This is a genomic window from Curtobacterium sp. PhB170, assembly GCF_003752345.1.
GTDB lineage: Bacteria > Actinomycetota > Actinomycetes > Actinomycetales > Microbacteriaceae > Curtobacterium.
This window is the reverse complement of the sequence record NZ_RJUM01000013.1, coordinates 180,032-206,385: the sequence shown is the minus strand read 5'-3', so window position 1 is coordinate 206,385 and position 26,354 is coordinate 180,032. Positions and strand designations below refer to the sequence as shown.

At 70.7% G+C, this 26,354-nt stretch carries 16 protein-coding genes; 7 read left to right on the top strand and 9 right to left on the bottom strand.

From position 1 onward, the window contains the following. Positions 1–165: 165 nt before the first annotated feature. From pstS to EDF40_RS16560, 4 genes are all read right to left on the bottom strand, one after another. The gene (gene pstS / locus EDF40_RS16575) at positions 166–1,269 is read right to left on the bottom strand and encodes a phosphate ABC transporter substrate-binding protein PstS (RefSeq protein ID WP_123340918.1); all 1,104 of its coding nucleotides are present in this window, start codon (positions 1,267–1,269) and stop codon (positions 166–168) included. 210 nt (positions 1,270–1,479) lie between these two features. Then, positions 1,480–2,427, bottom strand: coding sequence for an NUDIX domain-containing protein (locus EDF40_RS16570; RefSeq protein ID WP_123340917.1), 948 nt, complete (start codon positions 2,425–2,427; stop codon positions 1,480–1,482). Then, positions 2,424–4,589, bottom strand: a complete 2,166-nt coding sequence (locus EDF40_RS16565) for an RNA degradosome polyphosphate kinase (RefSeq protein WP_123293277.1) — start codon at positions 4,587–4,589, stop codon at positions 2,424–2,426. The genes EDF40_RS16570 and EDF40_RS16565 overlap by 4 nt, the downstream gene beginning before the upstream one ends. Before the next feature lie 75 nt (positions 4,590–4,664). After that, the gene (locus EDF40_RS16560; RefSeq protein ID WP_123340916.1) at positions 4,665–5,660 is read right to left on the bottom strand and encodes a DUF418 domain-containing protein; all 996 of its coding nucleotides are present in this window, start codon (positions 5,658–5,660) and stop codon (positions 4,665–4,667) included. 214 nt (positions 5,661–5,874) lie between these two features. On the opposite strand from EDF40_RS16560, the gene EDF40_RS16555 reads away from it, so the two are divergent. The 3 genes from EDF40_RS16555 to EDF40_RS18965 all read left to right on the top strand — a co-directional run bounded on the left by EDF40_RS16555 (position 5,875) and on the right by EDF40_RS18965 (position 12,045). Then, positions 5,875–6,156: a hypothetical protein gene (locus EDF40_RS16555; protein WP_027466625.1), complete on the top strand. Its 282-nt coding sequence runs from the start codon at positions 5,875–5,877 to the stop codon at positions 6,154–6,156. Between the two features lie 106 nt (positions 6,157–6,262). Beyond that, a complete protein-coding gene (locus EDF40_RS16550; RefSeq protein ID WP_123340915.1) occupies positions 6,263–11,656 on the top strand; it encodes a DUF6531 domain-containing protein in 5,394 nt (1,797 codons plus the stop codon). Between the two features lie 20 nt (positions 11,657–11,676). Then, the gene (locus tag EDF40_RS18965) at positions 11,677–12,045 is read left to right on the top strand and encodes a hypothetical protein (protein ID WP_148053891.1); all 369 of its coding nucleotides are present in this window, start codon (positions 11,677–11,679) and stop codon (positions 12,043–12,045) included. 66 nt (positions 12,046–12,111) lie between these two features. Here EDF40_RS18965 and EDF40_RS16540 read toward each other — a convergent pair whose 3' ends face one another. Continuing rightward, positions 12,112–12,525 carry a hypothetical protein gene (locus EDF40_RS16540; RefSeq protein ID WP_123340913.1) on the bottom strand — a complete coding sequence of 138 codons (414 nt, stop codon included), beginning with the start codon at positions 12,523–12,525 and terminating at the stop codon, positions 12,112–12,114. Between the two features lie 258 nt (positions 12,526–12,783). Here EDF40_RS16540 and EDF40_RS16535 point away from each other — a divergent pair, with 258 nt between their 5' ends. Further along, positions 12,784–13,224, top strand: a complete 441-nt coding sequence (locus tag EDF40_RS16535; protein WP_148053890.1) for a hypothetical protein — start codon at positions 12,784–12,786, stop codon at positions 13,222–13,224. An 18-nt stretch (positions 13,225–13,242) separates the two neighbouring features. Here EDF40_RS16535 and EDF40_RS16530 read toward each other — a convergent pair whose 3' ends face one another. Then, a complete protein-coding gene (locus tag EDF40_RS16530) occupies positions 13,243–13,836 on the bottom strand; it encodes a hypothetical protein (protein ID WP_123340911.1) in 594 nt (197 codons plus the stop codon). Between the two features lie 252 nt (positions 13,837–14,088). On the opposite strand from EDF40_RS16530, the gene EDF40_RS16525 reads away from it, so the two are divergent. The 3 genes from EDF40_RS16525 to EDF40_RS16515 are packed head-to-tail and all read left to right on the top strand — an operon-like array spanning position 14,089 to position 22,538. Next, on the top strand, positions 14,089–16,845 hold the full coding sequence (locus EDF40_RS16525; RefSeq protein ID WP_123340910.1) for a hypothetical protein: 2,757 nt from the start codon (positions 14,089–14,091) through the stop codon (positions 16,843–16,845). Beyond that, positions 16,842–18,248 (top strand): hypothetical protein, encoded by a 1,407-nt coding sequence (locus EDF40_RS16520; RefSeq protein ID WP_123340909.1) that lies wholly within the window; start codon positions 16,842–16,844, stop codon positions 18,246–18,248. The genes EDF40_RS16525 and EDF40_RS16520 overlap by 4 nt, the downstream gene beginning before the upstream one ends. Before the next feature lie 36 nt (positions 18,249–18,284). Further along, positions 18,285–22,538: an FtsK/SpoIIIE domain-containing protein gene (locus EDF40_RS16515; RefSeq protein ID WP_123340908.1), complete on the top strand. Its 4,254-nt coding sequence runs from the start codon at positions 18,285–18,287 to the stop codon at positions 22,536–22,538. 88 nt (positions 22,539–22,626) lie between these two features. Here the strand turns inward: EDF40_RS16515 and EDF40_RS16510 are convergent, their stop codons facing one another. Genes EDF40_RS16510 through EDF40_RS16500 form a run of 3 tightly spaced genes read right to left on the bottom strand, consistent with a single transcriptional unit; the run spans position 22,627 to position 26,212 of the window. Then, a complete protein-coding gene (locus tag EDF40_RS16510; RefSeq protein ID WP_123340907.1) occupies positions 22,627–24,633 on the bottom strand; it encodes a serine/threonine-protein kinase in 2,007 nt (668 codons plus the stop codon). 56 nt (positions 24,634–24,689) lie between these two features. Then, on the bottom strand, positions 24,690–25,529 hold the full coding sequence (gene mshD / locus EDF40_RS16505) for a mycothiol synthase (RefSeq protein WP_123340906.1): 840 nt from the start codon (positions 25,527–25,529) through the stop codon (positions 24,690–24,692). After that, positions 25,529–26,212: a winged helix-turn-helix domain-containing protein gene (locus EDF40_RS16500; protein WP_123293289.1), complete on the bottom strand. Its 684-nt coding sequence runs from the start codon at positions 26,210–26,212 to the stop codon at positions 25,529–25,531. Before EDF40_RS16500 ends, mshD begins: the two co-directional genes overlap by 1 nt. Positions 26,213–26,354: the final 142 nt, after the last annotated feature.

Below are 26,354 nucleotides of genomic sequence, written 5' to 3'. Positions count from 1 at the left end.
TGTCGGAGGAACGCCGGGGGAGGCGACGGGTTCGGGTGGTGGAGCGTGGAACGGGGTGCTGGTCGGACGGGCGCTGGCGGTGGGGCCGGGCTGCTCGCGTCGCGACGAGCAAGGGCCCGGACGCCGGTCAGGTGGGTGGGACCGGCGTCCGGGCGCTTGGGGGTCTTACTTGATGGAGTCGACCGCGGCAGCGGCCTTCTCGGCCAGGTCGGACGACAGGGCGGCCGACTTGGCCTCCTTCGCCGCGGCGTCCTGGGCGTCGCCGGTGACGACGTAGCTCAGGAAGCCCTTGACCAGGTCGGCCTTGTCCGAGTCCTTGTACTCCTGGCACGCGATGGCGTAGGAGACGAGGACGAGCGGCCAGGCACCGTCAGCGGTGTCCTTGCGGTCGATGTCGATCGCGAGGTCGTTGTCCTCGCGGCCGGTGGCGACCTTCGAGTCGGCGACGACCTGCGCGGCGCCGTCGGCCGAGATCTCGGTGGCCTTGTCGCCGACCATCAGCTTCGCCTTGTCGAGGTCACCCGCGCCGGAGTCGTCGATGTAGGTGATCGCGTTGGAGGCGCTGCCCATGGCGGAGGCGACACCGGAGGTGCCCTTCGCGCTGTCACCGACCGAGTACGGGAAGGTCTGGCTCGGCTCTTCGGTCCAGACGTCGCCGGCGTTCGCGGAGACGTACTCCGAGAAGTTCTGCGTGGTGCCCGAGTCGTCGGAGCGGTGCACGACCGTGATGTTCGCGTCCGGCAGCTTCGCGTCCTTGTTCAGCGAGGCGATCTCGGAGTCGTTCCACTTGGTGATCTTGCCCGAGAAGATGCCCGCGATGGTCTTCGCGTCGAGGGTCAGGTCGCTGACGCCGTCGACCTTGTAGGCGATCGCGATCGGGGAGATGTAGACCGGGATGTCGATGGCCTTGGTGTCGGCCTTGCACAGGTCGAAGGAGCCCGAGAGCTCCTCGTCGTTCAGTGCTGCATCGGAGCCGGCGAAGTCCGCGGCACCCGAGATGAAGTTCTTGCGGCCGGCGCCCGAACCATCGGGCGTGTAGTTGACCGTGACGCCCGAGGCCTGGTCCTGGAAACCGGCGGCCCAGGTGGCCTGCGCGGTCTGCTGGGCGGACGAGCCGGAGCCGGTCAGGGTTCCGGTGAGGCTCGAGGAGCCGGAGTTGCTCGAGGAGGACTCGGTGCTGCCCGCGTCCTCGTTCGCCGCGCACGAGGAGAGCACGACTGCGCCGGCGATCGCGATTGCTGCGATCGAACCGATTCGCTTGATGTTCACAGGGGTCCCTTCGGGGATGGGGTGCAGTGGGACCACTGCGGTCCCTGGGCCGGTGCCGACCCGGGAGCGACTGTAGGGACGCGAGGTGACGGGGATCACGCGCGTTGGTGAACGGAAGGTGAACGAGGGGTTGTGCCGACCGGGAGGCGCGGATCGCGTTCCGGGCACGGCCGACGCCCGGCACGTGGCCGGGTGCAGGGCGTGCGGTCGCTACGCCGGGATCGTGTTGCGGTGCGTCTCGACGGCGACGAGGGTCTCGCCGGCGATGTGCATCACCGAGAAGTCGCCGACCGAGAGCATCGCGGCGCGGCGGAGGTCGAACCGGCCGGAGTCGTCGGCGGTCGCGGTGGCGATCCGGGCGATGATGTCCGGCAGCACCGGCCCGTGCGAGCACAGCACCGCGGTCTTGCCCTTGTCGAGCCGGCGGCGGACGACGCCCTTGACGTCGGCGGCGCCGCGGTCGTGGGCGTCCTGGCTGATGTCGGGGGTGCTCGAGACGCCGAGCTTCGTGGTCGCGGACAGCGGTTCGACGGTGGCGAGGCACCGGGCCGCGGTGCTGCTCACGATCTTCTTCGGGCCGAACGCGGCGACGGGCGATGCCGCGGCCTTGGCCTGCGAACGACCGACGGGCAGGAGTGGACGGGTGGCGTCCGGGCCGTTCCAGTCGGAGCCGGGCACGGTCTTCGCGTGTCGGAGCGCGATCAGGGCGAAGGTGCGGTGGTGGCCGACGGCGGCGCGCTCGGCGAACCGGTCGAGGATCGCCACGTCGCGCTCGTACGTCAGACGGTTGCGGGCGTCGTCGATCGTGACCCACTCGAGGGCGGCGACCTCGTGGTTCGGGGTGAAGTCACCCGCGCGGGCGTACTCCTTCGACGAGACACGGGCGGCCCAGTAGTGCACGACCTTGTCGCGACCGTTCGGCAGCACGTACTCCGCGGTGCCGAGCGGGGCGCCGAGGTGCACGCGGTACCCGGTCTCCTCGTCGATCTCGCGCACGGCGGTCGTCGGGACGGCCTCGCCCGGGTCCACCTTGCCCTTGGGCAGGGAGACGTCCTTGTGGTGGTCGCGGTGGATGAGCAGCACGAGGGGCGTGCCGTCCTGTTCGCGCCAGACGACTGCGCCGGCGGCGAGGACGGGGCCCGAGGGACCGCCGCTCACCGAGTGGAGCGCTTCCGAGCCGAGATCTTCCGCATCGTCACATTCTGCACGTCTTCGAGCGGGCGACCGTCATCGTCGGTCGAGTGGCGGGTCCACTCACCGTCGGACTCGAGGTGCCACGAGCTCGCGGTGTCGGCCATCGCCAGGTCGAACATCGCGAGCACCTCGTCGATGTGGTCCGGTGCCGTCAGTCGCACGAGTGCCTCGACGCGGCGGTCGAGGTTGCGGTGCATCATGTCGGCGCTGCCGATGAAGACCGCCGGGTCGCCGTCGTTGTGGAACGCGAACGCGCGGGAGTGCTCGAGGTACCGCCCGACGATGCTCCGCACGCGGATGGTGTCGCTCACGCCTTCCATCCCCGGCTTGAGCGAGCAGATGCCGCGCACCCAGACGTCCACCGGCACGCCGGCCTGGCTGGCCAGGTACAGGGCGTCGATGATCTGCTCGTCGACCATCGAGTTGACCTTGATCCGGATGCCGGACGGCTTGCCGGCGCGGGCGTTGTCGGACTCGGTCTGGATCCGCTTGAGCAGCCCCTTGCGCAGGTGCAACGGCGCGACGAGCAGCCGCTTGAACTTCTTCTCGATCGCGTAGCCGGACAGCTCGTTGAACAGGCGGGTCAGGTCCTTGCCCACGGTGTCGTCCGCGGTGAACAGGCCCATGTCCTCGTAGATGCGTGAGGTCTTCGGGTTGTAGTTGCCCGTGCCGATGTGGCTGTAGTGCTTGAGCGTGCCGCCCTCTTGCCGGATGACGAGCACGAGCTTCGAGTGCGTCTTCAGCCCAACCAGTCCGTAGACGACGTGCACGCCGGCCTTCTCGAGCTTGCGGGCCCACGTGATGTTGTTCTGCTCGTCGAAGCGCGCCTTGATCTCGACGAGCGCCAGGACCTGCTTGCCAGCGGCCGCCGCGTCGATCAGGGCCTCGACGATGGGGCTGTCACCCGAGGTGCGGTACAGCGTCTGCTTGATCGCGAGCACGTGCGGGTCGGCCGCGGCCTGCTCGAGGAACGCCTGCACGCTCGTCGCGAAGGACTCGTACGGGTGGTGCACGAGGACGTCGTTCGCCTTGATCGCACGGAACAGGTCGGGCTTCGTGTTCGGCTCACCCGGCTGGAACTGCACCGGGGTCGTCGGCACGTGCTTCGGGTAGTGCAGGTCCGGGCGGTTGATCTTCGAGAGCTCGAACAGGCCACCGAGGTCGAGCGGCGACGGCAGTCGGAAGACCTCCTGCTCGGTGATGTCGAGTTCGCGCACGAGCAGGTCGAGGGTCACCGGGTCCATGTCCTCGGTGATCTCGAGGCGGATGGGCGGACCGAACCGGCGACGCAGGAGTTCGCGTTCGAGGGCCTGGATGAGGTTCTCGGCCTCGTCCTCCTCGATCTCGACGTCCTCGTTGCGGGTGACCCGGAACACGTGGTGCTCGAGCACCTCCATCCCCGGGAACAGGTCGTCGAGGTGGTTCGCGATGAGGTCTTCGAGGGGGATGAAGCGCATCCGGCCGGAGTTGTCGTCCGGCAGCTTGATGAAGCGGGAGAAGTTCTGCGGCACCTTGAGGCGCGCGAACTCCTGCCGCTGCGACTTCGGGTTGCGGACCCGGACCGCCAGGTTGAGCGAGAGCCCGGAGATGTAGGGGAACGGGTGCGCCGGGTCGACCGCCAGGGGCATGAGCACCGGGAAGATCTGCTCGTTGAAGTACTCGCGCATCCGGAGCCGGTCGGCTTCGTCCAGGTCGGACCAGTGCTCGACGTGGATGCCGGCGGCGTCGAGGTCGGGCTTGAGCGACCCGATGAACGCCTGGGCGTGCCGGTCCTGCAGCTCGTGGGCCTTCTTCGCGATGTCGCGCAGGACGTCGCTCGGTGCACGTCCGACGTTGGTGGGCACGGCGATGCCGGTGTCGATGCGGCGCTTCAGGCCCGCGACCCGGACCATGAAGAACTCGTCGAGGTTGGACGCGAAGATCGCCAGGAAGTTCGCCCGCTCGAGCAGGGGCTGCGTGCGGTCCTCGCCCAGCTCGAGCACGCGCTGGTTGAAGCGCAGCCAGCTCAGCTCGCGGTCGAAGTAGCGGTCCGACGGCAGTGACTCGTGCTCGATCTCGACGACCTCGTCGAAGTCGTCGAGGTCGGGTGCGACGGATTCGCCGTCGAGCTGCGGTTCGGTGTCCATGTCCACATCCTGCCACCCGGGCCCGGTGGCCGGAGGGCCTCCGGTGGACGCTGTGGAAACACGCGGTGAACGCGCTCAGCCGGACGTCGACGGTCGGCGCAGGACCGGGACGCGGCCCCACCGCGTCACGACGCGCCACGACCACTCGACCGGGCCGTAGGTGAACCGGCGCAGCCAGAGCCGGCTCGCGATCGACTGCACCGTGATCGAGAGGACTCCGATCACGACGACCGGCCACGAATCGGCACTGTGCCGCAGGTCGAGGGCCGGTCCCGCGACCCAGGCGATGACGGCCGCGGCCACGAAGTTCGTCAGGGCCATCCGGCCGAGCGGCTCGAACACGGCTGCGAGCACCCGCTGCGCCGGAGTGTGCCAGAGCAGGGCGAACCCGGCCGTGTACGCGATCGCCATGACGACCCCGGCGATGCCGCCCGGTGTGGTGAAGCGCGGATCGCCGGGCGTGGTCGTCTGCCACAGCACTGCCGGGACCGCTGCGACGGCAGCGCCCCCGAACACCACGGCGATCCACCTGGTGCCGCGCTCGGCGACCCACGGCAGCCCGAACGCGGCCGACCCGGCGCCGAGCAGCATGAGTCCGGGCAGGCTCAGCACACCGCCGCCGGTGGACACGTACGCGGCGACCGTCCCCACGGCCCCGAGCAGCAGCACCGGGAGCCGGGGGAGCAGCAGGACGAACGGCATCACCACGAGACCGACCACGCCGTACTCCGCCAGGATGTTCCCGGGGTAGATCAGCCAGAGCAGGGCACCGATGGCGAAGAGGGCGACCAACCGGCGGACGAGCACCGCCCAGACGGCCGCACCACGTCGGCGCGCGCCGTCCTGCACGAACCACAGGCCCATGCCGAACAGGAACGCGAACACCGGGACGAAGCGCGTCTGCACGGTGAAGTCGAGCACGTCCCGCACGGGGTCGTCGTGCATCGGGTCGAGGGCGGCCCCGATCTCGGTGATGTCAGCGATGTTCACGGCGATGATGCCGGCGAGTGCGAACCCGCGGACGGCGTCGAGCAGGTGTGCGCGGTGGGGGAGCTGCGGCGAGGTGGTCATGCCTCCGATCTCAGCGGAGGGCGCACCGGTCTCGCGTCGTCCCGACGGATGATATTCCGTACATCACCAAACGTGCCGCGCTATGGCATGGAGGATTGGTCACGATATACGAACGGTGACATCTGCGCCGGTTTGTGGGTATGGTGGGTCCCGTCAGAGCCTCCGGGGGGATTCCACTGCGCGGGGGTGCAGCTACGAATGAAAGAGGTTCATCATGTCGCGTGTCCTTTCGACCGAGCAGGCCAAGACCGCCATCCGTCAGGTCCAGTCGATCATCAACGGTGGTTTCACCGACCAGATCTCGCAGCTCGACGCCCAGGGCCGGATCCTGTCCGACTCGAACGTCTGGGACGGCCCGCTCGCGGCGACCTTCCGTGGGTCGACCTGGCCGGAGACCAAGGCCGCCCTCGACAAGGCGAAGACCGAACTCGAGCAGCTCCGCACGCAGCTCGACAAGATCTCGCAGGACATCTTCACCGCGGGTGGCGGCGCGTAAGCAGCCACTCGTTCCGCCCGGACCGTCGCGCTCGCGGCGGTCCGGGCGTTCGCGGTCGGTGGGGCCGCGTGACCAGCACGACCAGTACGACTTCGGGGGATGAACCATGGCTGACCTGCACGGCAACGATCCGGTCAAGTTCGACAACGGCACGGCCGACGCACTCCGCACGGCGCTGAACAGCGCAGCCGAGTCGATCGAGGGGCAGGCCGGCTCGCGGCAGTCCTACGTCACCACCGCGTCGCAGGAGTTCCGCGGGCACTTCTCCGAGCTCTTCGCGCAGAACGCCGGCACCGCGAAGAGCGACGCCGAGGACATCGCCACGAACCTGCGCACGGTTGCGGGCTGGGTCGACCAGATGAAGGAAGCCGCCAAGAGCGAGAACGCTCGCCGCAAGACGGCGAGCGACTGGTACGAACACCACGAGAACCGCAACTTCATCGAGGTCGCCGTCGACTGGGCCAGCGGTAACGACAACCCGCCCGAGGTCAAGCACGAGGATGCTCCGACCTTCGCGCCTGCCAGCGCAAAGTCGACGACGCGTCAGACGCCCAACCCCGGCGCCGGTGGTGGCGGTGGTGGCGGGACGTCGTCGGCGAAACCGGAGGACCTCCGTTCCTTCGCCACCGGATCGACGTCGCTCAACAGCGACCTCGCCGGCAAGCCCGCGGGGCTCCGCGGCAAGCTCGACGACTTCGCGACGAAGTGCTCGTGGGGCACGATCAACGCCGACGGGCTCGTGTCGGCGTTCGACAAGTGGCTCGCCGCCAACGGCCAGGACGTCACCTGGGCGAACACCATCGCCGACGCGTTCGCTGCTGCCGGCGGTGAAGGCGCCGTCTCCACGGTCTCAGACGCCGCGCTCGCCGCAGCCCTGGCCGCCGCGGGGGTCTCGCAGTCCCGCACCGACCTGCAGTTCGATCCGCCGTCGGCCTACGGGGCCCAGCCGACGACCGGCTACTCGATGGACCCGGTCAACACCACGACGGGCAACTTCCTCGAACCGGAGCTCGACCTCGGGTTCACCGGTGCATCTGCAGCGCTGCAGGTCACCCGCATGTACAACTCCCTCGACCAGCACGTCGGGCTCTTCGGTCCGGGGTGGGCGTCGATCCTCGAGACCCGCCTGCTCCTCGACGACGAGGGCGCATCCTTCGTCGGGGCCGACGGCCGTCAGGTCCGGTTCCCGCGCGACGGCGAGGGCTGGGCGCGCGGAGTCGGCGAGAACCGCTGGCTCGCGGCCGAGGGCGACCGGCTCGTCGTCCGCGACAACCAGGGCGGGCGCATCGAGTTCTCGCCGTCCGGGCAGTGGCTCGGGCAGCGGGGCGGCGCCGGTACTGCGGTCCGCGTCGAACGGGACAGTGACGACGTCGTCGTGCGTCTGGTGCACGAGCGCGGACGCTCGATCGACGTCGACCACGTCGACGGCCGGGTCGCGGTGCTCCGCGCGTCCGACGGCCGCCGGGTCGAGTACGGGTACGACGACCGGGGCCGCCTCGTCACGGCGACCGATGCCGTCGGTACCCGGACCTACGGCTGGAACGACGACGACCTGATCACCACGGTCACCAGCGCGGCCGGTGTCGTCGAGGTCGACAACACCTACGACGACCAGCGCCGCGTCGTCGAGCAGGTCAGTCCGCACGGCCGAACAGTGCGGTTCGCGTACCTGCCCGGCCGGGTCACAGTGGTGTCCGACCACGACGGCTCGCGGTCGAACTCCTACATCGCCGACGCCAAGGGGCGTCTCGTCGGGGTCATCGACTCCGACGACCGCCGCCAGTCGATGAGCTACGACCGGCACGGCAACCTGGTGTCGGCGACCGAGCGCGACGGGTCGGTGACCGTCCACGCGTACGACGACCGCGGCCGGAAGACTCGCACCGTCACGCCGTCCGGCGGCGACCTGACCTACGGGTACGACGACCAGGACCGCGTCACGACCGTCGTCACCGAGGCCGGCGCCGTCGTCGCGTACGAGTACCTGGGCGACGACCGCGACCCGTCGGTCATCAGCGACCCGATCGGCGGCCGGACGGAGCTGACCTGGGAAGACGGCGCCCTCACCCACGTCGTCGACCCGACCGGCGTGGTCCTGACCTTCGACCACGACGCGTTCGGCGAGCTCGTCGCGACCACGAACGCCGTCGGCGACACCGCGCGGATCGAGCGCGATCCGGTCGGTCGCCCGGTCGCCGCGGTCAGCCCCTCCGGCGCACGGAGCGAGTACCGCTACGACGCAGCGGGGCTCCTCGTCGAACGACGTGACGCCGACGGAGCCGTCTGGCGCTTCGAGTACGGCGCCGGCTCCCGCATCGCAGCAGTCGTGGACCCGCTCGGCGCTCGGACCACGTTCGACTACGCCCCGAACGGCGAGCTCGCGACGACCACCGACCCGCTGGGTCGGCGTGTCTCGCGGACGTTCGACGACCAGGGGAACCTGGCGGAGCTCGCATTGCCGGGCGACGCGGTCTGGACGTTCGCGCACGACGCGTTGTCGCGCCTCCAGTCCGTCACCGACCCCGCGGGCGCGACCTGGCGTCGTGAGTACGACGTCGTCGGCGAGCTGACGGCGACCGTCGACCCGACGGGCGTCCGCCAGGAGTTCTCGGACGACGTCGCGACGGGCGTCGCGACCCTGCGCGACGCCTTCGACACCGCGACCGTCCGGTTCGACGAGTACGGCCGACCCGTCGAGTCCACGTCTGACGAGACCGGTTCCGAACTCATCACCTACGACGCCGCCGGTCGACCCGTCGAACTCGTCGACGGCGAAGGCGGACTGACCCGACTCGAACGTGACATCGCCGGTCGTGTCGTCGCGTTGATCGCTCCCTCGGGGGCGCGCTCCACGTACGAGTACGACGCCTGCGGTCGTCCCGCCGCGGCGACCGATGCCGCCGGGGCGCGGACGACGCTCGCCTACGACGCGGACTCCCGCGTCGTGGCCCGGACCCTGCCCACCGGCGAGGTCGAGGAGGTCACGTACGACGCCGTCGGACGCGTGGTCACGCAGACGACTCCGGGTTCCGGCACCGCGCGGTTCCGCTACGACCAAGCCGGGAGGCTCGTCTCCAGCCACGACGCACGCTTCGGCCGTCGTCGGTTCCGCTACGACCCCGCGGGGCAGCTGATCCAGGTCGTCAACGGTCTCGACGGAGTCACCTCGTTCGAGTACGACGAGCGCGGGCGCCTTGTGACGATCACCGATCCTGCCGGCGGGACCACTCGACGCGAGTACGACGCCGCCGACCGTGTGGTCGCCGTCACGGACCCGCTCGACCGCACCACCACCGCGGCCTACGACCCGGCCGGGCGCCAGATCCGCCAGACGGATCCCGACGGCCGCACGACGGAGTGGACCCACGACGCGGCTGGCCGACAGCGGGCCGTGCTCGTCGACGGTGCGGTGCAGTCGGAGATCTCCCGCGACGCCGTCCACCGCACGGTCGTCGTGACGGACCACACCCGTGGTGCCGGTCGGACGATCGAGCACGAGCTCCAGCACGACCGCCGTGGCCTGCTCGTCCGCCGTGCCCGAGGCGACCAGTCCGTCGCGTGGGAGTACGACGCCGACGGCAACCGCACGGCTCGGGTCGACCCGAACGGCACCCGCACCACCTACCGTCGCGATGCCGTCGGCCGCGTCGTCGGGGTGGAACGGGACGGCGCCCCTGCCGGCACGTTCTCGTACGACGCCTCGGGTCGGATCGTCCAGGCGGCCACGGGCGACCTGGTGCAATCGTGGTCGTACGAGGGTGGTGCCCTCGTCGCGCACACCTCGACGACGCTCGACGGTGCCACCACCACGCGCATCGAGCGCGATGCCGACGCGCGGATCACCGCGATCGACGGGCCGTCCGGAGTGGTGTCGTACGAGTACGACCCTGCCGGCCAGCTCGTCCGCGCCGGGGACTCGACGTGGACCTACGACGACCGTGGGCGACTCGTCGCCGAGACCGTCGGCGGTGTCGAGACGCGCCACGAGTACGACGCCGCCGGACAGATCATCGCGACGATCACCGAGGATGGCCGGACCGAGTACGTCCACGACGGTCTCGGCCGACGCATCCGCCGGACCGCCGCTGACGGGTCCACCACCGAGTACGCGTGGTCGGACCTCGGGTACCTCGCTGCCGTCGTCGACCGCGACGCCTCGTACGCTGAGACCGGCCGGCTCGACGTCTGGGTCGATGCCCTCGGTGAGCTCGCCGAGGTCGGCGGGGTCGCCGCGTGGTGGGACTCCGCCGCGGTCGTCCCGTCACTCATCAGCATCGCCGACACGTCGTTGCTCGACCTGCCGGGGGGTGTCACCGCGATCGGCGATGTCGTCGCGCAGCCCGCGTGGCGCAGTGCTCGCGCAACCGACGCTGCCGACCCTTGGGCGGCGCTCGCTGCCGTCACCGACGTCGGACTGCCCGCGGGGGTGGCACTGACCGGTTCCGGTGGGGTGTCCGTCGCGGGGCTGGAGTGGCTCGGCGCCCGTGTGTACGACCCGGCGGCGCGGGGCTTCCTGTCGGTCGATCCGCTCGCGCCGATCCTGGGTGCGGCGTGGTCGGGGAACCCCTACTCGTACGCCGGCAACGACCCGTTGCAGGCCGTCGACCCGCTCGGGTTGCGGCCGGCGACGGACAAGGACCTGCAGGCGTACCGGGATGCGCACCAGGGGGCGATCGCGGCTGCCGGGAGCTGGTGGAACGACAACTGGGAGTACGTCGCCGCAGGTGCTGCGATTGGACTGGGTGTCGCGCTCATGTTCACCGGGGTCGGCGGCCCTGCTGGAATCGCGCTCATGGCTGCGTCTGGGGCGTTGCTCAGCGGGGGCGTCTCGGTGGCGTCGCAGAAAGCACAGACCGGAAAAGTAGATTGGGGCAGAGTCGGAGTCGACACTGCTGTGGGCGGCGTGCTCGGTGCAGCCGGTGGCGGAGCAATGATGTTCGGCAAGGCTGCCATGGCAGGCGCACCTGCAGGCCAAGCGGCGCGAGCCGTCGCGGTCAACATGGGTGTCAACGGAGGGGTCGGTGCTGTGAGTGGTGGTGTGACCAACCTTCAGAAGAACGGCTGGCAGATCCGCAACGGGTGGGAGTTTGCGGGGGACGTCGTCGGCGGTGGGGTGTCCGGTGCTGCCGGAGGAATGGCTGGTCCGGCCGGGGGCACGATCGCTAAGGAAATCGGGTACTCAGCGTCCGGAGCGCTCGCTCAGGGGACGTCCTTGGTGCTGAGCGGCGCATCAACGGCGGCCGGGACGGCAGTCAGTCAGGTGATCAGCGGGGACGGAGTGGATCTCGGCACTGTGGCGCAGAACGGAGCCACGGGTATGGCGGGCACGTACGTCAGCGGGAGGATCCTCCCGGGTCAGCACGGAGTGGATACCCTTGCGCAGATGCCCTACTTCCACCCGCGAACCCCCTCCGGCGCGTTCAACTTCTTGCAGAAGAACACGAGCACCTTGTGGGGATCGGCCGTCGGCGGTTCGGTCGTGGGAGGTCTTTTCGGATGACGAGTCGATCAAGCCGTCGAATGCGACCTTGGTTCGTCGATGCTGTTGCAGCCATCGCTTGCCTGGTAATCGCCTGGTGGCGCTTGCGGAGTGGTCCCCAGGACATCAACGTCCCCGCGGCGATCATTGTCGGTGCCGTTGCACTCGGCTACGGGAGCGCCGTCGGATGCTGGTCGAAGCTGAACGATCGTCGCCCGGTGGTACTGGCCGCGCTGATGGTGGTTGTGGTCTTGGTCTTCATCGGCCTCGTCGGCGCTGCTCGGCCGATTGCGGGTCTTCAATGGTTGTGGCTGCTCACCGCCTTTGCCGGTCTGATCAGTGGCGCAGCGGTCGGCGATCGCGTGAGCGTACGGCTCCGGGGAACTGCGCAACCGAGGATCGAGCGCTGACCAATCCTGTGTGAGCTGCTTGGTGCAGACAAGCGGTGTCCGTTGCGGAGTCGACGGGGCAATGGGTCAGCGCGCACATTCTCGTAGCCAAGAATGCAGTCGCTCGACTTCGACCGCCGTGAGCGTGTGCGCGACGGCCTCGACGTTCGGCGTGATGACGAGAGCGATTGCGTCGCCCGGCACGTTCTGTCGCGCCGCATCGATGGGTGCTCCCGTGACCTGTTCTCCGCCGAAGAACAGGAATGCGGTCGGAGTCGAATCAGACTCGATCTGTTGCACCCGACGGTTGACAAGGCTCGAGAGCTCTTCGCCACGAAAGACGGCGACGACGCTCGCAAACTCCATTGTCACGATGAGCTGGAGGCGACGGGTCAAGCCGCGGGGTTCGGCGGAAGCTGTGATCCGAAGACCGCCGGAATCCCACGTCGACGGTGACGGCATCTGGATCGCTCCCGCCTTGGAGGCACGTTTTTCGAACATGCCGAAATGCTACTGACGTGTGCTGCTGGGCGGGCCGCCCGCGAGCAGGAAGGCCCTCGCAGGCCCCGATGAAACCAGTCAGATCGACGTCCAACGGCGACGGCTCCATCACCCTCGGCGCCGACGGCCGTCCCCTTGAAGCCGACGACGGCGCGGGCGGACTGACCCGCCTCAGACCTGATCTCGCAGGCCATCCTGGGAGGGTGGACTGCCTGCCGGCTGGCCAGATTGTCGGCACGACGGGCGTCGGAGTCACGGTTGACTGACACCGGCGCTGAACGAGTCGCGCGGAGAAGGCGCGTGCGGCGGGACAGGGTTGCGGCATCGATCGTCCTCGCTGTCGTTGTCCTCGTGCCCCTGCTGGGCTTCTTCGTCGGGCCGATCACGTTGAAGGTGTACGACGCAGGACACCGGGTGCATGCAGTCTGTACCGTCACTTCTGCCCACAGCAGCGCCGGATCGTCCCACTCTCTGAAGGGGATCGGTTCGTCGATGGCGCAGATCGTGTTCGAGACTTCGGACTGCGGAACACTCGTTCTGCAGCGGGGCGTCACCCGCGACAACGAGGACGACCTCGCCGAGAGCATCGTCCCGGGCGAGCGCTATGAGTTCGACGTCGGCGCGGCCTCCTTCGCCATGCGGAGCTTCCTCAACACGATTCGACAAGCCGTCTACGTCAACAGCTTCGAGCTGGCCTGAGGGCGGCTGAGGCGCTCGTCAGTGCCCGAAGACCCGGACGAATTCGTTCCACTGCGCCGGCGCACGCTGCTCGAGCCATGCGCACAGTTCCTGGTAGGCGGCATCGATCGACAGGACGCTGATCACACCCCGTTGGCCGTGCACCTTGATGTCGAGCCCACCGAAGCGGTTCGTGGTGGGTCGGATGTGCTTGATCGCCGCCGGGTCGACGGTCCGCGGGGCGCGGAACATCGGGGTGACCACCAGCTGCGAGTCGTACGCCTCGACGCGACGGCGTTTCTGCCCGACGCCGAGGTAGAGGAACAGGAGCCCGAACAGCACCATGCCGACGCCGGCAATGAGCATCCCGATCGCGTCGGGGTCGTCGAGCAGCGTGAGCGTGGCGAGGAAGAAGAACCCTCCCACGACGATGAACACGATCCCGATGATGCGGAGCAGCAGGTAGCTCCACCGGCGTGCGCGGACGGTGAAGAGCACGCCGTAGGCCTCGTCGCCGACGACGGTGGACGGTGGTCGCTTGCGATCGCTGCGGCGGACGAGCGCACTGACGGCGGCCGGGATCGCGATCATCGCGAGCAGCGCGATGAGGACCGGCGAGAGGTTGAGTGTCACCGATCTGCCCCCGTTCGTGCGTGCGGACGTCGTCGTTCGATGGGCCCGAAGCCCTGGTCCCCCTGGATCATGCGTGCAGAGTATCAGCGCGGTTGTGGACGGCGAAGGCGCAACTCGCTGGATGCGATACGTTGTATTCCAGTCGGGGCGTGTGGCCCGAACGGGGGCGGCCAGGGCGGCCGATCGACGCGAACCCGACGCCATCGAGCAACTAACATCGATGTGCTCGACGATTCTCTTGGGGGGAAGACCGTGATCAACCAGCGTGCCGGGAACACCGGAGCACGAAGCACCACTCGCCGGCTCGTGGGGGCGGTCGCCGTCACCGGCATCGCCGCGCTGGTGCTCGCCGGGTGCACGTCCGACGACAAGCCGGTGGCTGACCCGTCACGGATCCTGCAGACGGTCGACACGCGTCTGGCCGCGGACGGCTCGATCACGTCGATCTCCGACACCGCGATCTCGGTCGCGGGCAAGGACTCCTCGTCAGCGACGACCGACCACGACCCCGCGAAGGCGGCTGGTGACCTCCCGCTCCGCATCACGACGCAGTACTCGACGTCGAAGGAGACCGGTACCGACCTCGCCGACCTCGACGGGTACTCGGGCCGGATCGCGATCGACCTGACGATCGAGAACCTCACGGTCACGTCGAAGAACCTGACCTACGACGTCGCCGGGACCTCTCGCTCGACTCCGGCGCTCGTGGGTGCACCGTTCAGCGTCGCGGCCTCGACCGTCCTCACCGGCACCGCGGCCGACCGCATCGTCACCGATGCCGCTGACTCCGGTTCGTCCACCGACGGCGTCGTCAGCACCAACGAGGACGGGGACGCGGTCGTCCAGTGGGGTCGCCTGCTGGCACCGCCGACATCCGGCGCGAGCAGCACGCTGCACCTCGTCGCCGACGTCAAGGACTTCACGGCGCCGACGTTCGACGTCGCCGCGCAGCCCGGGCTGTCCACGGACCTGTCCTCGACCGGCGTGGTGAACGCGGCGTTCGGGTCCGACAGCGACTCCGAACTCGCGCTCCAGCGCCGCACCATCGACCTCATCTCGCAGGTGAACGAGGTGCTCGCACGAGCGGGCGGCACGATCACCGAGGTCCGGTCCAACCTCGAGACCACGTCGAAGACCCTCGGCGTCAGCACGGCCGAGCGGCTCAAGGAGAGCAGCTCGTCCCTGGCGGGCACCATGCGGTCCCTGTCCGGCGAGCTCGGCTCCCTGAACGGCGACCTCGGCACGACCGTCAAGGCGACGCAGTCCACCGTGCTGCAGCAGCTCCAGCAGACCACGACGAGTCTCGACAGCCTGCTCGGCGACACCTCGGCGACGGCCCCGGCCCCGGTGCTCGACGGCAACGGGTGCGCGGCGACGCCGAAGACCTCGACCGCGGGCGGCAGCGTCTACGGCAACCTGCTCCGCGTCTCGTCCCAGCTCAAGGGCTACGCCGACGCGAGCGAGGGGTGCAAGCAGCAGGTCAGTGCGCAGCTCTCCGCTGCCGTCGGCCCGACGGCCCCGGACGCGACGACCTGCGCCGCGACGGACGCGCGAGACTCGCTGACCTGCACGCTCTACGAGTCGTCCACCGCGATCAACGGCTCGCTGATCGGACTGGTGAGCACCGGACAGGCGCTCGCCGCGCGGTTGCAGCCGGAGACGGTCGACGACGCCATCGCGAGCGTCGCCGACCTGGACGAACAGCTCACGACCATCTCGACCACACTCGACGAATACGAGAACGGCGGGGACGGTGGCACCGGGGACGCCCTCCGCGCACTGTCGACGAGTGCGGACCAGATCGGCACGCGGCTCGACGCACTGGCGACGGCCGTGCAGACAACGCACGACCGTGCCGAGGCGGCACGTGACCTGGTCGACGGCGCAGGGTTCCCGCTGTCGATGCAGCGTCAGAACTCGGCGGTCGCGGACCAACTCTGCACCCTCGCGACGCTCGGACAGCTCGACCAGGCCGACGCTGATCGCCTCCGCGGCTACCTGACGGCCGAGCCCTGCGCCGGTGCGCCGGAAGGAACCGTGCTCCAGCCCGGTCTCGGGTTCACCGACCCGATGGACGAACGACTGGACGACCAGACGGCGCGCTGGCAGGACGTCGTCGACTCGACCAGCGCCGACGCGACGACCGAGGGCACCATCGGCAGCGCGATCGCCGGCCTGCGGACCGATCTGGACGCGCTCGACAACAGCATCCGCGCTGTCCGTGACGCCGTCCGTGGTGGGAGCGACGACGTGGGTTCCACGATCGAACGCCTTCGCGCAGCAGTCGCGGACGCCGACCGTTCGCAGGCGGTCGTCGCGACGCAGCTCGGGACGGTCCGCCAAACGCAGATCGACCTCGCGGCCGAGGTCGAGAAGACCTTCAAGGACGCTTCCGACCAGTCGTCGGAGACCTTCAAGAAGGCCATCGACGCGCAGGTCCGGAAGGTCTCGACCACGGCGTCCGAGAGCAACCAGGCCGTCCGCGACGCCTTCGACAAGTCGATCTCGGGCCTGCGGTCCACCGCTGACGAGGTCACGAAGGACTCGAAGGGCACGATCGACGAGCAGAAGAGCACTCTCGAGCAGGAAGGCTCGGAGCTCTCCTCCGCGGTCGACCGGCAGACGGTGTCCAGCCTCGAGCGCATCGCGGCCAGCACGAGCGCCTCGACGCGTGACGTGCAGGGCGCTTCGACGCTGCTGACCGGCGACCTCAACCGGGTGATGCTCGACCTGGGCGACCGCAAGGTCAACGGCTCCGGCATCCTCGGCGCCATGGCCACCAGCGCGGCGAAGTCCGACTCCGCCGACTACCAGCTCGCCCTGGCGTCGCAGAACGCCGCGGGCTACGCGAACGTCCGAGCAGAGGACGTCGCCGGCATCCTGCTCCAGCAGGAGCAGTTCCGTGCATCGCTCGATGCGGCGACGACGCTGCCGGCGTTCCAGCTGAAGGTCCCGGCCAGCGCGACGTCGACCACGCTGTACACCTTCCGGATCGGGGCCGACCGATGAGTGACCAGACGACCGAAGCCACTGCGTCCGAGGGCGCTGACGGAACGAGTCCGCGCAACCGCCGTCCGCTGCTCTTCGTCGGCATCGCGGTGCTCCTCGTGGCCGCGGTGGTCGCCGCCGTCCTGACGTTCCGGGCGTTCGGCAGCAGCACGCCGGCCGAAGCGGTGTCGGCGACCGTGCCGGTGGAGATCACGGTGGCGCACGTCCCGGCGAAGACGAAGATCGGCATCATCGTCACGCTCGGAGACGGTGAGGGATCCGAGTGGAACGAAGCGGCGCAGGGCGCGCTGGTGGCGGAACGTCGGCTCGCACTCGGTGGCACCGACGTCGCGCTCGTCACGAAGAACGACGGCGGGACCGCTGCCGGGGGCAAGGCAGCGGTGGACGCCCTGGCGAAGAGCGGCGTCGCGGGCATCGTCGTCGCCTCGTCGGGCAGCCACGTGTCCGGCGCCGTCACTGCAGCTGCGGCGGAGGGGATCCCGGTCGTCCTGCCCTACGCACCGGCGGAGGAGGACTCCTGGTCGACGGCGCCGGCCGCTGACTCGATGAGCAAGGCGATGACCACGGCACTCGGCGACGCGGACGCTCCACTGCTGGTCGACCTGGGCGGCGGTGCTCCGGTGGGCTTGCGGGTCGCGCACGTCCTGGACGGTGACGACACCGCGGACACCGCAGCGCTCGCCACGACCGTCGCCGAGCGCACCGGCGCGACGAGCAACGAGCAAGACGCGGACGCCGATGCCGACGCGAAGACCCCGACGCCGGACTCCGACACGGTCGTCGTCAGCGGCTCCGCGGAACGCCAGGGTGCCTTCGTCGCCGCGCTCCAGGCCGAGAACGTCACGGTGCCGGTCGTCCTGACGCCGGATGCGACGAGCCCGGCGTTCGGTGCCGCACTCGTCGAGGCCGGCGGCAGCCTGAGCGGCGCCTTCCGGACCGTGGGTGTCGCCACCGACGACGCCCGAGCACTCGCCTCCGACGCCGGGGGCCGCGCGATGTCCGCCTTCCTCGGCGGTGTCCGGGTGCTCGCCGGCGATCAGGACGCCGAGAACCTGACTGGTGACCAGCCGTTCTCGGCGGTAGCGGGCGCAGCGGACTCGCGTAGCCACGACGCCGTCATCGCCCTGGTCCGCGCCGTCGGCACGGCGCGGAGCGTCGAGCCGGCGGACGTCACCGACGCCCTCGCTGCGCTCGGCCTCGACGCCGATGCGGGCATCGCCGGTCCGGCGCTCGACTTCACGCAGCAGCAGGCACTCGGGACGCCCGCGACGGTGCTCGCGGCGTCGGCGCAGCAGCTCGGACTCCGTCCGGCCAGTACCGCGTCCGGCGACGGCACCGGCAGCGGAACCGACGCCGCCCAGACCGCGTCGCTCGTCTGGTTCGACGACTCCAGCACGGACTGACCCACCCACGCACCGACCCGGAAGAGGAACGCGAGCATGCGCCTGCTGATCGAGCTCGACGACCGACGTGAAGCGGTCGAGGTCGACGGGTGGTCCGGCGCGTCCTCGCTGGGGGAGCTCATCGCGGCGGCGATCGGCGTCGAACTCGACGCCGAGACAACCCTCGCGGTCGACGGTCACCGCACCAGTGCGGCGACCCCGCTGCGCGACCTCGTCCTGCTCGAGGGCTCCCGCATCGGCCGCGCACCGCAGGAGCGGCCGCAGACGATCGACGGGTGGAGCGTCACCCTCGCCGGGGGACTCGACGCGGGTCTCGTCGTACCGGTCCCGCGCAGCCGGAAGCTCGTCGTGGGCCGGGCTCCGCAAGCCGACGTCGTGCTGCCCACCGAGAGCGCTTCGTGGGAGCACTGCACGATCGAGCGCGAGGACGACGGGGTCCGGGTGCGTGACGCCGGGTCGACGAACGGCACCGTCATCGCCGGGGAACGCATCGATGCCGAGGGCGTCCTGCTCACCGGGACGACGAGCGTCATCCTGGGCGGGGCCGTGCTGCTCGTCCGGCCGGCGCTCGACGAGGTGCCCGTGCCCGCGGCCGGCTCGCTGGCGAACCTGACCCCGGCGGCGACGGCGCCGTTCAACCGACCGCCGCGCGCCGGACGGACCTCCGACGCCGAGATGGTCGTGCCCCCCGGACGCAAGGACGTGCCACCGGCGTCGAAGTTCAGCTGGATCACCGTCGCCGCGCCCCTGGTGCTCGCCGGGGCGATGGTGCTCCTGCTCGGCGACGCACGGTTCGCGCTCTTCGCCCTGCTCTCTCCGGTCACGGCGATCGGCATGTGGTTCGAGCAGAAGCACCGCCGCGCGAAGAACCTCAAAGAAGAGGAAACCCGCTTCGCCGAGGCCGTGGAGTCCTTCCGCGGTGAGATCTCCGAAGCCGCGGCCGTCGAGGCTGCTCGCCGCCAGGAGCTCGTGCCCGACCCGGCGACCGTGGTGCGGCGAGCCGAAGTGCCGACCACCCTGCTGTGGCAGCGTCGATCGGACGACGAGGACTTCCTGAGCCTGCACGCCGGCACCGGAGACGCTCCCTGGCGACCTGAGGTCGACCACCGTGCGGCGTCTGCGAAGCTCGAGGACGAGGCGAAGGCCGCCATCGCCGACAGCCGTCTGACGGCCGCGCCGGTGGTGGCCGACCTGTCCGACGCCGGCGTCGTCGGGATCGTCGGCGACCGCCAGGGCGCCCTCGCCCTGGCGCGCAGCCTGCTCACGCAGGCCACCGTGCACTGCGGTCCAGCGGACCTGACGGTGGGCGTCTTCTGCGACGCGGGCCGCGCGGAGGACTGGGGGTGGGCCTCCTGGCTGCCGCACGCGCGTGTGGCGGGGAGCAGTACCGGCGCCCGCTGGATGTCGGCGCAACGCGACCAGAGCGCGGCGATGCTGCGCGGCCTGCGGGAGTCGCTCGACGAGCTGCCGACGCCGAACCTGCTCGTCGTGGTCGATTCCGAGGTGCTCACCGAGGGTCGGGATGCCCCTGCCCGCAACCTGCTCGGTCAGGGCCGCTCGGTGCCCGGGCAGTCCCTGCGCCCGGGGGAGCGACCACGCCGGGTGAGTGGGATCGTCATCGCGACGAACGAGCAGCAGCTCCCCGCCGCCTGCACGTCGATCATCACGGTCGGTGCCGATGCCGCCGCCACGGTCTACCGACCAGAAGACCGGACCCGTGTCGAGGACGTCGTGCTCGCCGGCCTCAGCGTCGAGACCGCCGAGCGCAGTGCCCGGAGCGTCGCCCACTTCGACGACCCCGAGCTCACGGTGCCCGGCGCCTCGTTGCCGTCGCTCGTCCGCCTGCCCGAGCTGTTGTCGAGCGAGGGGATCCGGACGGCGTGGGACGCTCGCACGGGCTTCTCGACCCCGATCGGCTCCTCGGAGAGCGGTGTGCTCGAGATCGACCTGGTGCGCGACGGCCCGCACGGCCTGGTCGGCGGTACCACCGGCTCCGGCAAGAGCGAGTTCCTCCGGTCCCTCGTGGCCGGGCTCGCCGCGCGGAACGACCCGACGCGCCTGAACTTCCTGCTCGTCGACTTCAAGGGTGGTGCGGCCTTCGCAGCGTGTGAGCGTCTCCCGCACACCATCGGCACGATCAGCAACCTCGACGAACAGCTCGCCGACCGTGCGATCCGGGCACTCGAAGCCGAACTCGAACGACGCCAGCGGGTGTTCGCCGCAGCCGGAGCCGACATCGACAACCTCGATGCCTACCTGGCGACGAAGCCGGTCGAGCCGATGCCGCGGCTGCTGCTGGTCGTCGACGAGTTCGCGATGCTCGCGAAGGACTTCCCGGACGTCCTGACGTCGCTCGTCAGCATCGCGGCCGTCGGCCGAACACTCGGCGTCCACATGATCCTCGCCACCCAGCGGCCGGCCGGTGTGGTGAGCGAGGACATCCTCGCGAACACGAACATGCGGGTCGCCCTGCGGGTGCAGAGCCGCGAGGACTCGACGAACGTCATCGGTGTCCCCGCCGCAGCCGGCATCGGTCGACAGCAGACCGGCCGCGCCTACGTGAAGCTCGGGCAGGACGACATCACCCCGGTGCAGACCGCCCTGGTCACCGGCCGGGCCCGTGACGAGCGTGCCGAGCAGCCGGTCTCGGTCCGGCCGACCGACGTCTTCGGCGTCCCCGCTCCGATGCCGGCACCGGCTCCGACCGCGTCGGACGTCACCGACCTCGACCAGCTCATCGAGGCGATCGGGCAGGCCAACGCGGCAGCCGGGTACGCCCCGCCGCGCCCGATCTGGCCCGAGGCGCTCGGCGACCGCGTCGAACTGGCGGCCCTCACCGCCCCAGGCCCGGGAACCGCCCGGGGCCCGGGCACCGACCCGCGGCCCACGACGGTCACCGTCGCCCTCGCCGACGACCCGGACCATCAGCGCCAGGTCACCAGCGGCTGGGACCTCGACGAGGGCAACCTCATGCTCATGGGCATCCCGGGCAGCGGGACGAGCACCGCCCTCGCCACGATCGCGCTGCAGCTCGCGGCGTCGTCGAGCCCCGACGAGCTCGACCTCCTGGTGCTCGACATGGGCCCGGGGGACCTCGCTCCACTCGCGCAGCTGCCGCACACGACGGCCTACGTCGGCTCCGGTGCGGGTGCGGGGGAGCTGCAGACGCGGTTCCTGCGGCACCTCCGCGTCGAGCTCGAGCGTCGCCGTGCGGCACCCGGTGGGCGCCGTGCCGTGGTGCTCATCGACGGCCTCGCCGCCCTGCGCGACGAGTACCAGGAATTCGAGGGCCAGCAGCTGCTCGACGCGCTCTACCGGGTGTACGCCGAGGGTCCCGCGCTCGGCATCTCCTTCGCGGTCTCGACGACGCGCGCGAAGGCCGTGCCGTCGGCGATGGACGAGGTCACCACGCAGAAGTGGATGTTCCGCCTCGCGGACCCCTACGACTACGCGTCCATCGGGGTCCGCCCCAAGGACGTCCCGCCGCCGGTGCCAGGCCGCTTCATCGACTCGACCAGGCGGCTGCAGTCGCACGTCGCGACACCGGACGTCCCGCTCGCCGAGGCCGTCGCCCGGATCGCGGAGATCCGCTCGGGCAGCAGCAGGAAGGCGAGCGCGGTCGGTCGGCTGCCCGATGCCGTGCTCGTGGACGAGCTCGGCACCGGAGCGGTGTTCGCGGGTGAGCCCTGGCGGATCCCGATCGGCATCGCGGAGGACGACCTGCAGCCGGCGTCCGTCGAGGTCTACGACGGCGAACACGTGCTCGTCGCCGGGCCGGCCCGGTCCGGCAAGTCGAGCGTGCTCCTCGCCGTCGCCGAGCTCGCGCGGACAGCCGAGGGCGTTCGTCCGGCAGTCTGGGCGATCTGCGACCGCCGGTCGCCGCTCGCCTCGGGTTCGTTCGACCGGATCGCCGTGGGCCCGGACGAGGTCCCGGCCCTGTTGGCCGGGCTGCGGCTCGAGCGTGGACCGGTGCTGCTGTTGATCGACGACGCCGAACGCTTCGAGGACGGCGACCAAGCCATCGCGACACTGCTCACGACCGAGCGCCCCGGGCTCTGCGTCGTGGCGGCGGGCCGCTCCGCGGACCTCCGGTCGCTCTACAGCCACTGGACCCGAGCGGTCCGCAAGTCGCGGTGCGGCGTGCTCCTGCAGCCGGACGTCGACTACGACGGCGAGCTGCTCGGTGTCACGCTCCCGCGCCGCGCACCGGTGGCGCTGACCGTGGGTCGCGGGTACGCGTCCTCCGGCGGCGCCGTCCGCCTCGTGCAGACCGCGTCTGCCGGCAACTGACCGAGACGCCGAGACCGTCGACCTGGAGGCCCCTGGCCGCGTCCGCCACGGACGGCAGGGTCGACCCGCAGTCACGACCAGAGCGCGCTCAGTCGCGCGTCGTGATCCCGAAGGGCGAGCTCTCGAGGTTCGTGAAGTTCCCCACCGTCGCCCGGACCGTGCACGACGGCGCGACCGACAGCGCCGTGACGACCAGCCCGTCGGACGACACCGCCAACGCGCCCGAGCAGCCGTCGGCGAACCGCACGCCGGACTCCCCACCGGCCACGTCGACGAGCATCTGCGACGGACGCCCGGTGGCGGGACTGCGGTAGAGCGGGTTGAGCTCGTCGGCGCCGCTCGGCCACACCGGCACGAGCGTGACCGGCAGCGCTGTCTGGCTGACCGTGCGGTCGGGCGTCCGGACCTCGATGCCCTGCAACCGCTGCACCGGGTACGCGGTCCCCCGCACGGAGTCGTCGGTCAGGGCAGTGGTGGTCGCCTCGCCCACGCCGTCGAGCCACGTCTGCAGCGCCGCGCCGTCCGTGACGGAGGCGAGCGGCACCGAGGCCTCGACCGTGACGTCACCGCCGGCGGGGACCTCGACGCCGGAGAGACTCCAGGCACACGTGGTGTCGACACCCGTCAGCGAGGGTTGGTTGCGCTTCGCTGAGATGCCCTCGCCGGACCAGGTGACCGCGGGGCAGGACGCCCCCGAGCGGGAGCCCGGCACGACTTCGAGGAACGGACCGGTCAGGGCCGATGCCTGCGCTGCGTACGTGACGCGCAGGTCGACGGTGCCCTTCGCCGGGTCGATGGTGGCACGGCGGGTGGTCGCGAGGCCCGTGGGCAGTGGGCGGTCCTGCTGGTACGCGTTGGCGGCCTGGGCGGTCGCCGTGCCGCTACCCGGCGTCTTCCGCAGCGCACCGGGCAGCCAGACGACCCCGCCGACGACGAGCGCGGCGACGAGCACGACGCCGATGCCACCGAACAGGAGCGCACGGTCCGTCAGCCACTCGGGACGAGCGAACCGACGCGGCGGTGCCGACTCGGCAGCGGGGGCGGTGGGCAGCGGCTGTCGGGCCATCGGCCGGATGACCGTCTGCGACCCGGCGGGGCCGAGTTCCGGAGCCGGCCCGGCCACCACCGCTGCGTCTTCCGGAACCCCGGTGCCGCCCCGGTCGGCGTCGCCATCGGGGCGGAGCCCGCGGACCACGGTGGCGGGCCGTTCGACCTCGTCGAACGCATCCGGGTCGCTCGTCGCGGGCATCGCAGGGGCCGAGGCGAGGGAGCGCGCGAGGCGGCGCAGGGTCGCCGCGGCGTCCGCTGCTGCCGGACGGCTGTTCGGGTCCTTCTTCAGCAGGGCGGACACCGCGGACCACAGCGCATCGGGCACGTCGAGCGGCGGTGGGTTCGAGGTGACGTGCCGGTACGCGACGGCGAAGTCCGTGCCGGGCCCGGCGAAGGGCGTGCGGCCGGACAGCAGCTCGTAGAGCATCACGCCGGCGCCGTAGACGTCCGCAGCGGGACCGGCGCGGCCGTGACTGATCGACTCGGGGGCCATGTACTGCGGCGTGCCGAGGAGCCCGGTGGTGGTGCGCTCCCGCTCGGCGACCACCGACGCGATGCCGAAGTCGGTGACCCGGACGTCGCCGGACGCACCGGGGACCCAGGGGGTCTGGAGCAGGACGTTGTCGGGCTTGACGTCGCGGTGGGTCACGTCGCGCTCGTGCGCTGCGGCGAGGGCGTCGAGGGTCTCGGCGGTGATCGTCAGGGCGTCCCGCGGGGTCAGCGGCCCGGTCGATGCGAGCAGATCGCGCGCGGACCCGCCGGGCACCAGGTCCATGACGATCGCGAGCCGGTCGCCCTCGACCACGAGGTCGCGGACGCGCACGATCGAGGGGTGCTGTAGGGCGAGGAGTACCGAGCGTTCGCGGACGAAGCGTTCGACGATCTGCGGGTCGGCGGCGAGCTCGGCACGGAGCAGCTTCGCGGCGAAGTGTTCTCCGGTCGCGGTGTGCTCGGTCCGCCAGACCTCGCCGGTGGCACCGGTCCCGAGCAGCTCGACCAACCGGTACGACGCACCGAGTGGCTCACCCTGACCGTACTGCGCCACTGCGTCCCCGACTTCCCGATTCCCCCGCTGGCCGACCCCTCGCCGACCACGCAATGTTACCGGCCGGTCGGCGCCTCCGCCTGCTCCGGCGCGGCGTACTGCACGTCGATCGCGTACTGCTCGAACCCGGACCGTCGGTACAGCGCCAGCGCGGGTTCGTTGTCGCCCTCGACGTACAGTGCGGCGGCGGTCAGCCCACGCCCGGTCAGCCGAGCCGTCCCCGCGCGCATGAGCACCCCGCCGAGCCGCTGCCCCTGCAGGTCGGGCCGGACGGCGACGGCGTAGAACTCGCCGATGCCGTCCTCGACCTTGAGCCAGCACGAGCCGGCCAGCTGCCCGGAGGCGTCGCGGAGCAGCAGCAGGTCCTCGCCGGAGAACCAGGCGTCCGACTCGCGGGCGTGCAGGTCGTCGAGCGTCATGCGGCCCTGCTCGGGGTGGTGCGCGAAGGCCGCGGCGTTCAGGGCGAGCCAGTCGGCCTCGTCCTCGGTGCCGGGCCGGAACGCGGACAGGCTGTACCCGGCCGGCACGTCGGCAGGAGCCGCGTCCGGAGAGGGCCCGGCGCCGTCGATCGGCGCCCGGAGCTGCAGCAGTGTCCGAACCGCGCGCCAGCCGAACCGATCGGCCAGGGCCCGCGCTGCGGGGTGGTCCCCGTGTGCCCAGGCGAGCACGGGAGCGGCCCCGCCGCCCAGGGCGAGCGCCTGCGTGACGAGGGAGGTGCCGGTGCCGCGACCACGGGCCTCCCGGTCGACCACGAGTTCCAGCTCGCCGTCACGGACCACGGCGACCCCGTCGTCGACGGCGAGGACGGTCGCGCGCCCCGCGCGGACGTCGACCAGGGTCTGGTCCGAGAACGGCGGTGCTTCACCGGGCACGACGAACCGTGCGAGGTCCGGCACTACTGGCCCATCAGGCGCTCGGCCTCGTCGTCGTAGACGTTGAAGCGGTACCCGACGTTGCGGACCGTGCCGATGAGCGACTCGAGGTCGCCGAGCTTGGCGCGGAGACGTCGGACGTGCACGTCGACCGTGCGGGTGCCACCGAAGTAGTCGTAGCCCCAGACCTCGCTGAGCAGCTGCTCGCGCGTGAAGACCCGGGACGGGTGCGTGGCGAAGAAGCGCAGGAGTTCGAACTCCTTGAACGTCAGGTCGAGCGGCCGGCCGCGGACCTTCGCCGAGTAGCTGGCTTCGTCGATGACGACACCCGACGCCTGGATCTTCGAGCTGGACTGCCCCTTGGCCGCACGGCCCGCGGACAGCCGGATGCGGGCGTCGATCTCGGCGGGGCCCGCGCTCTCGAGCACCACGTCGTCGACGTTCCACTCGCTGTTGACGGCGGTCAGGCCGCCCTCGGTCACCACGAGCACGATGGGCGTCGTCGAGCCGGACGAGGCGAGGATCTTGCACAGGGCCTTCGCGCTGACGAGGTCGGTGCGGGCGTCCACGAACATCAGGTCGCTCTGCGGCGCGTTGACCAGCTGTGCGGCCTCGGCCGGCACGTGACGGATCCTGTGGCTCAGGAGACCGAGGCTCGGCAGGACGTCGCCGGGCGCGGTCGAGGTGAGTACCAGGAGCTGTGCCACAGGACCTCCGCAGGTGGATGACGTCGTGGACACATCCTAGTGATGCTCGGGAAGTCCTCATCCGGCCGGACGGTTTGCGCGGCAACCCGCAAGCGCGCGCCGGGCGCGCAGTCGCTGTGCCTGCGCGCCGGGCGTGACCCCT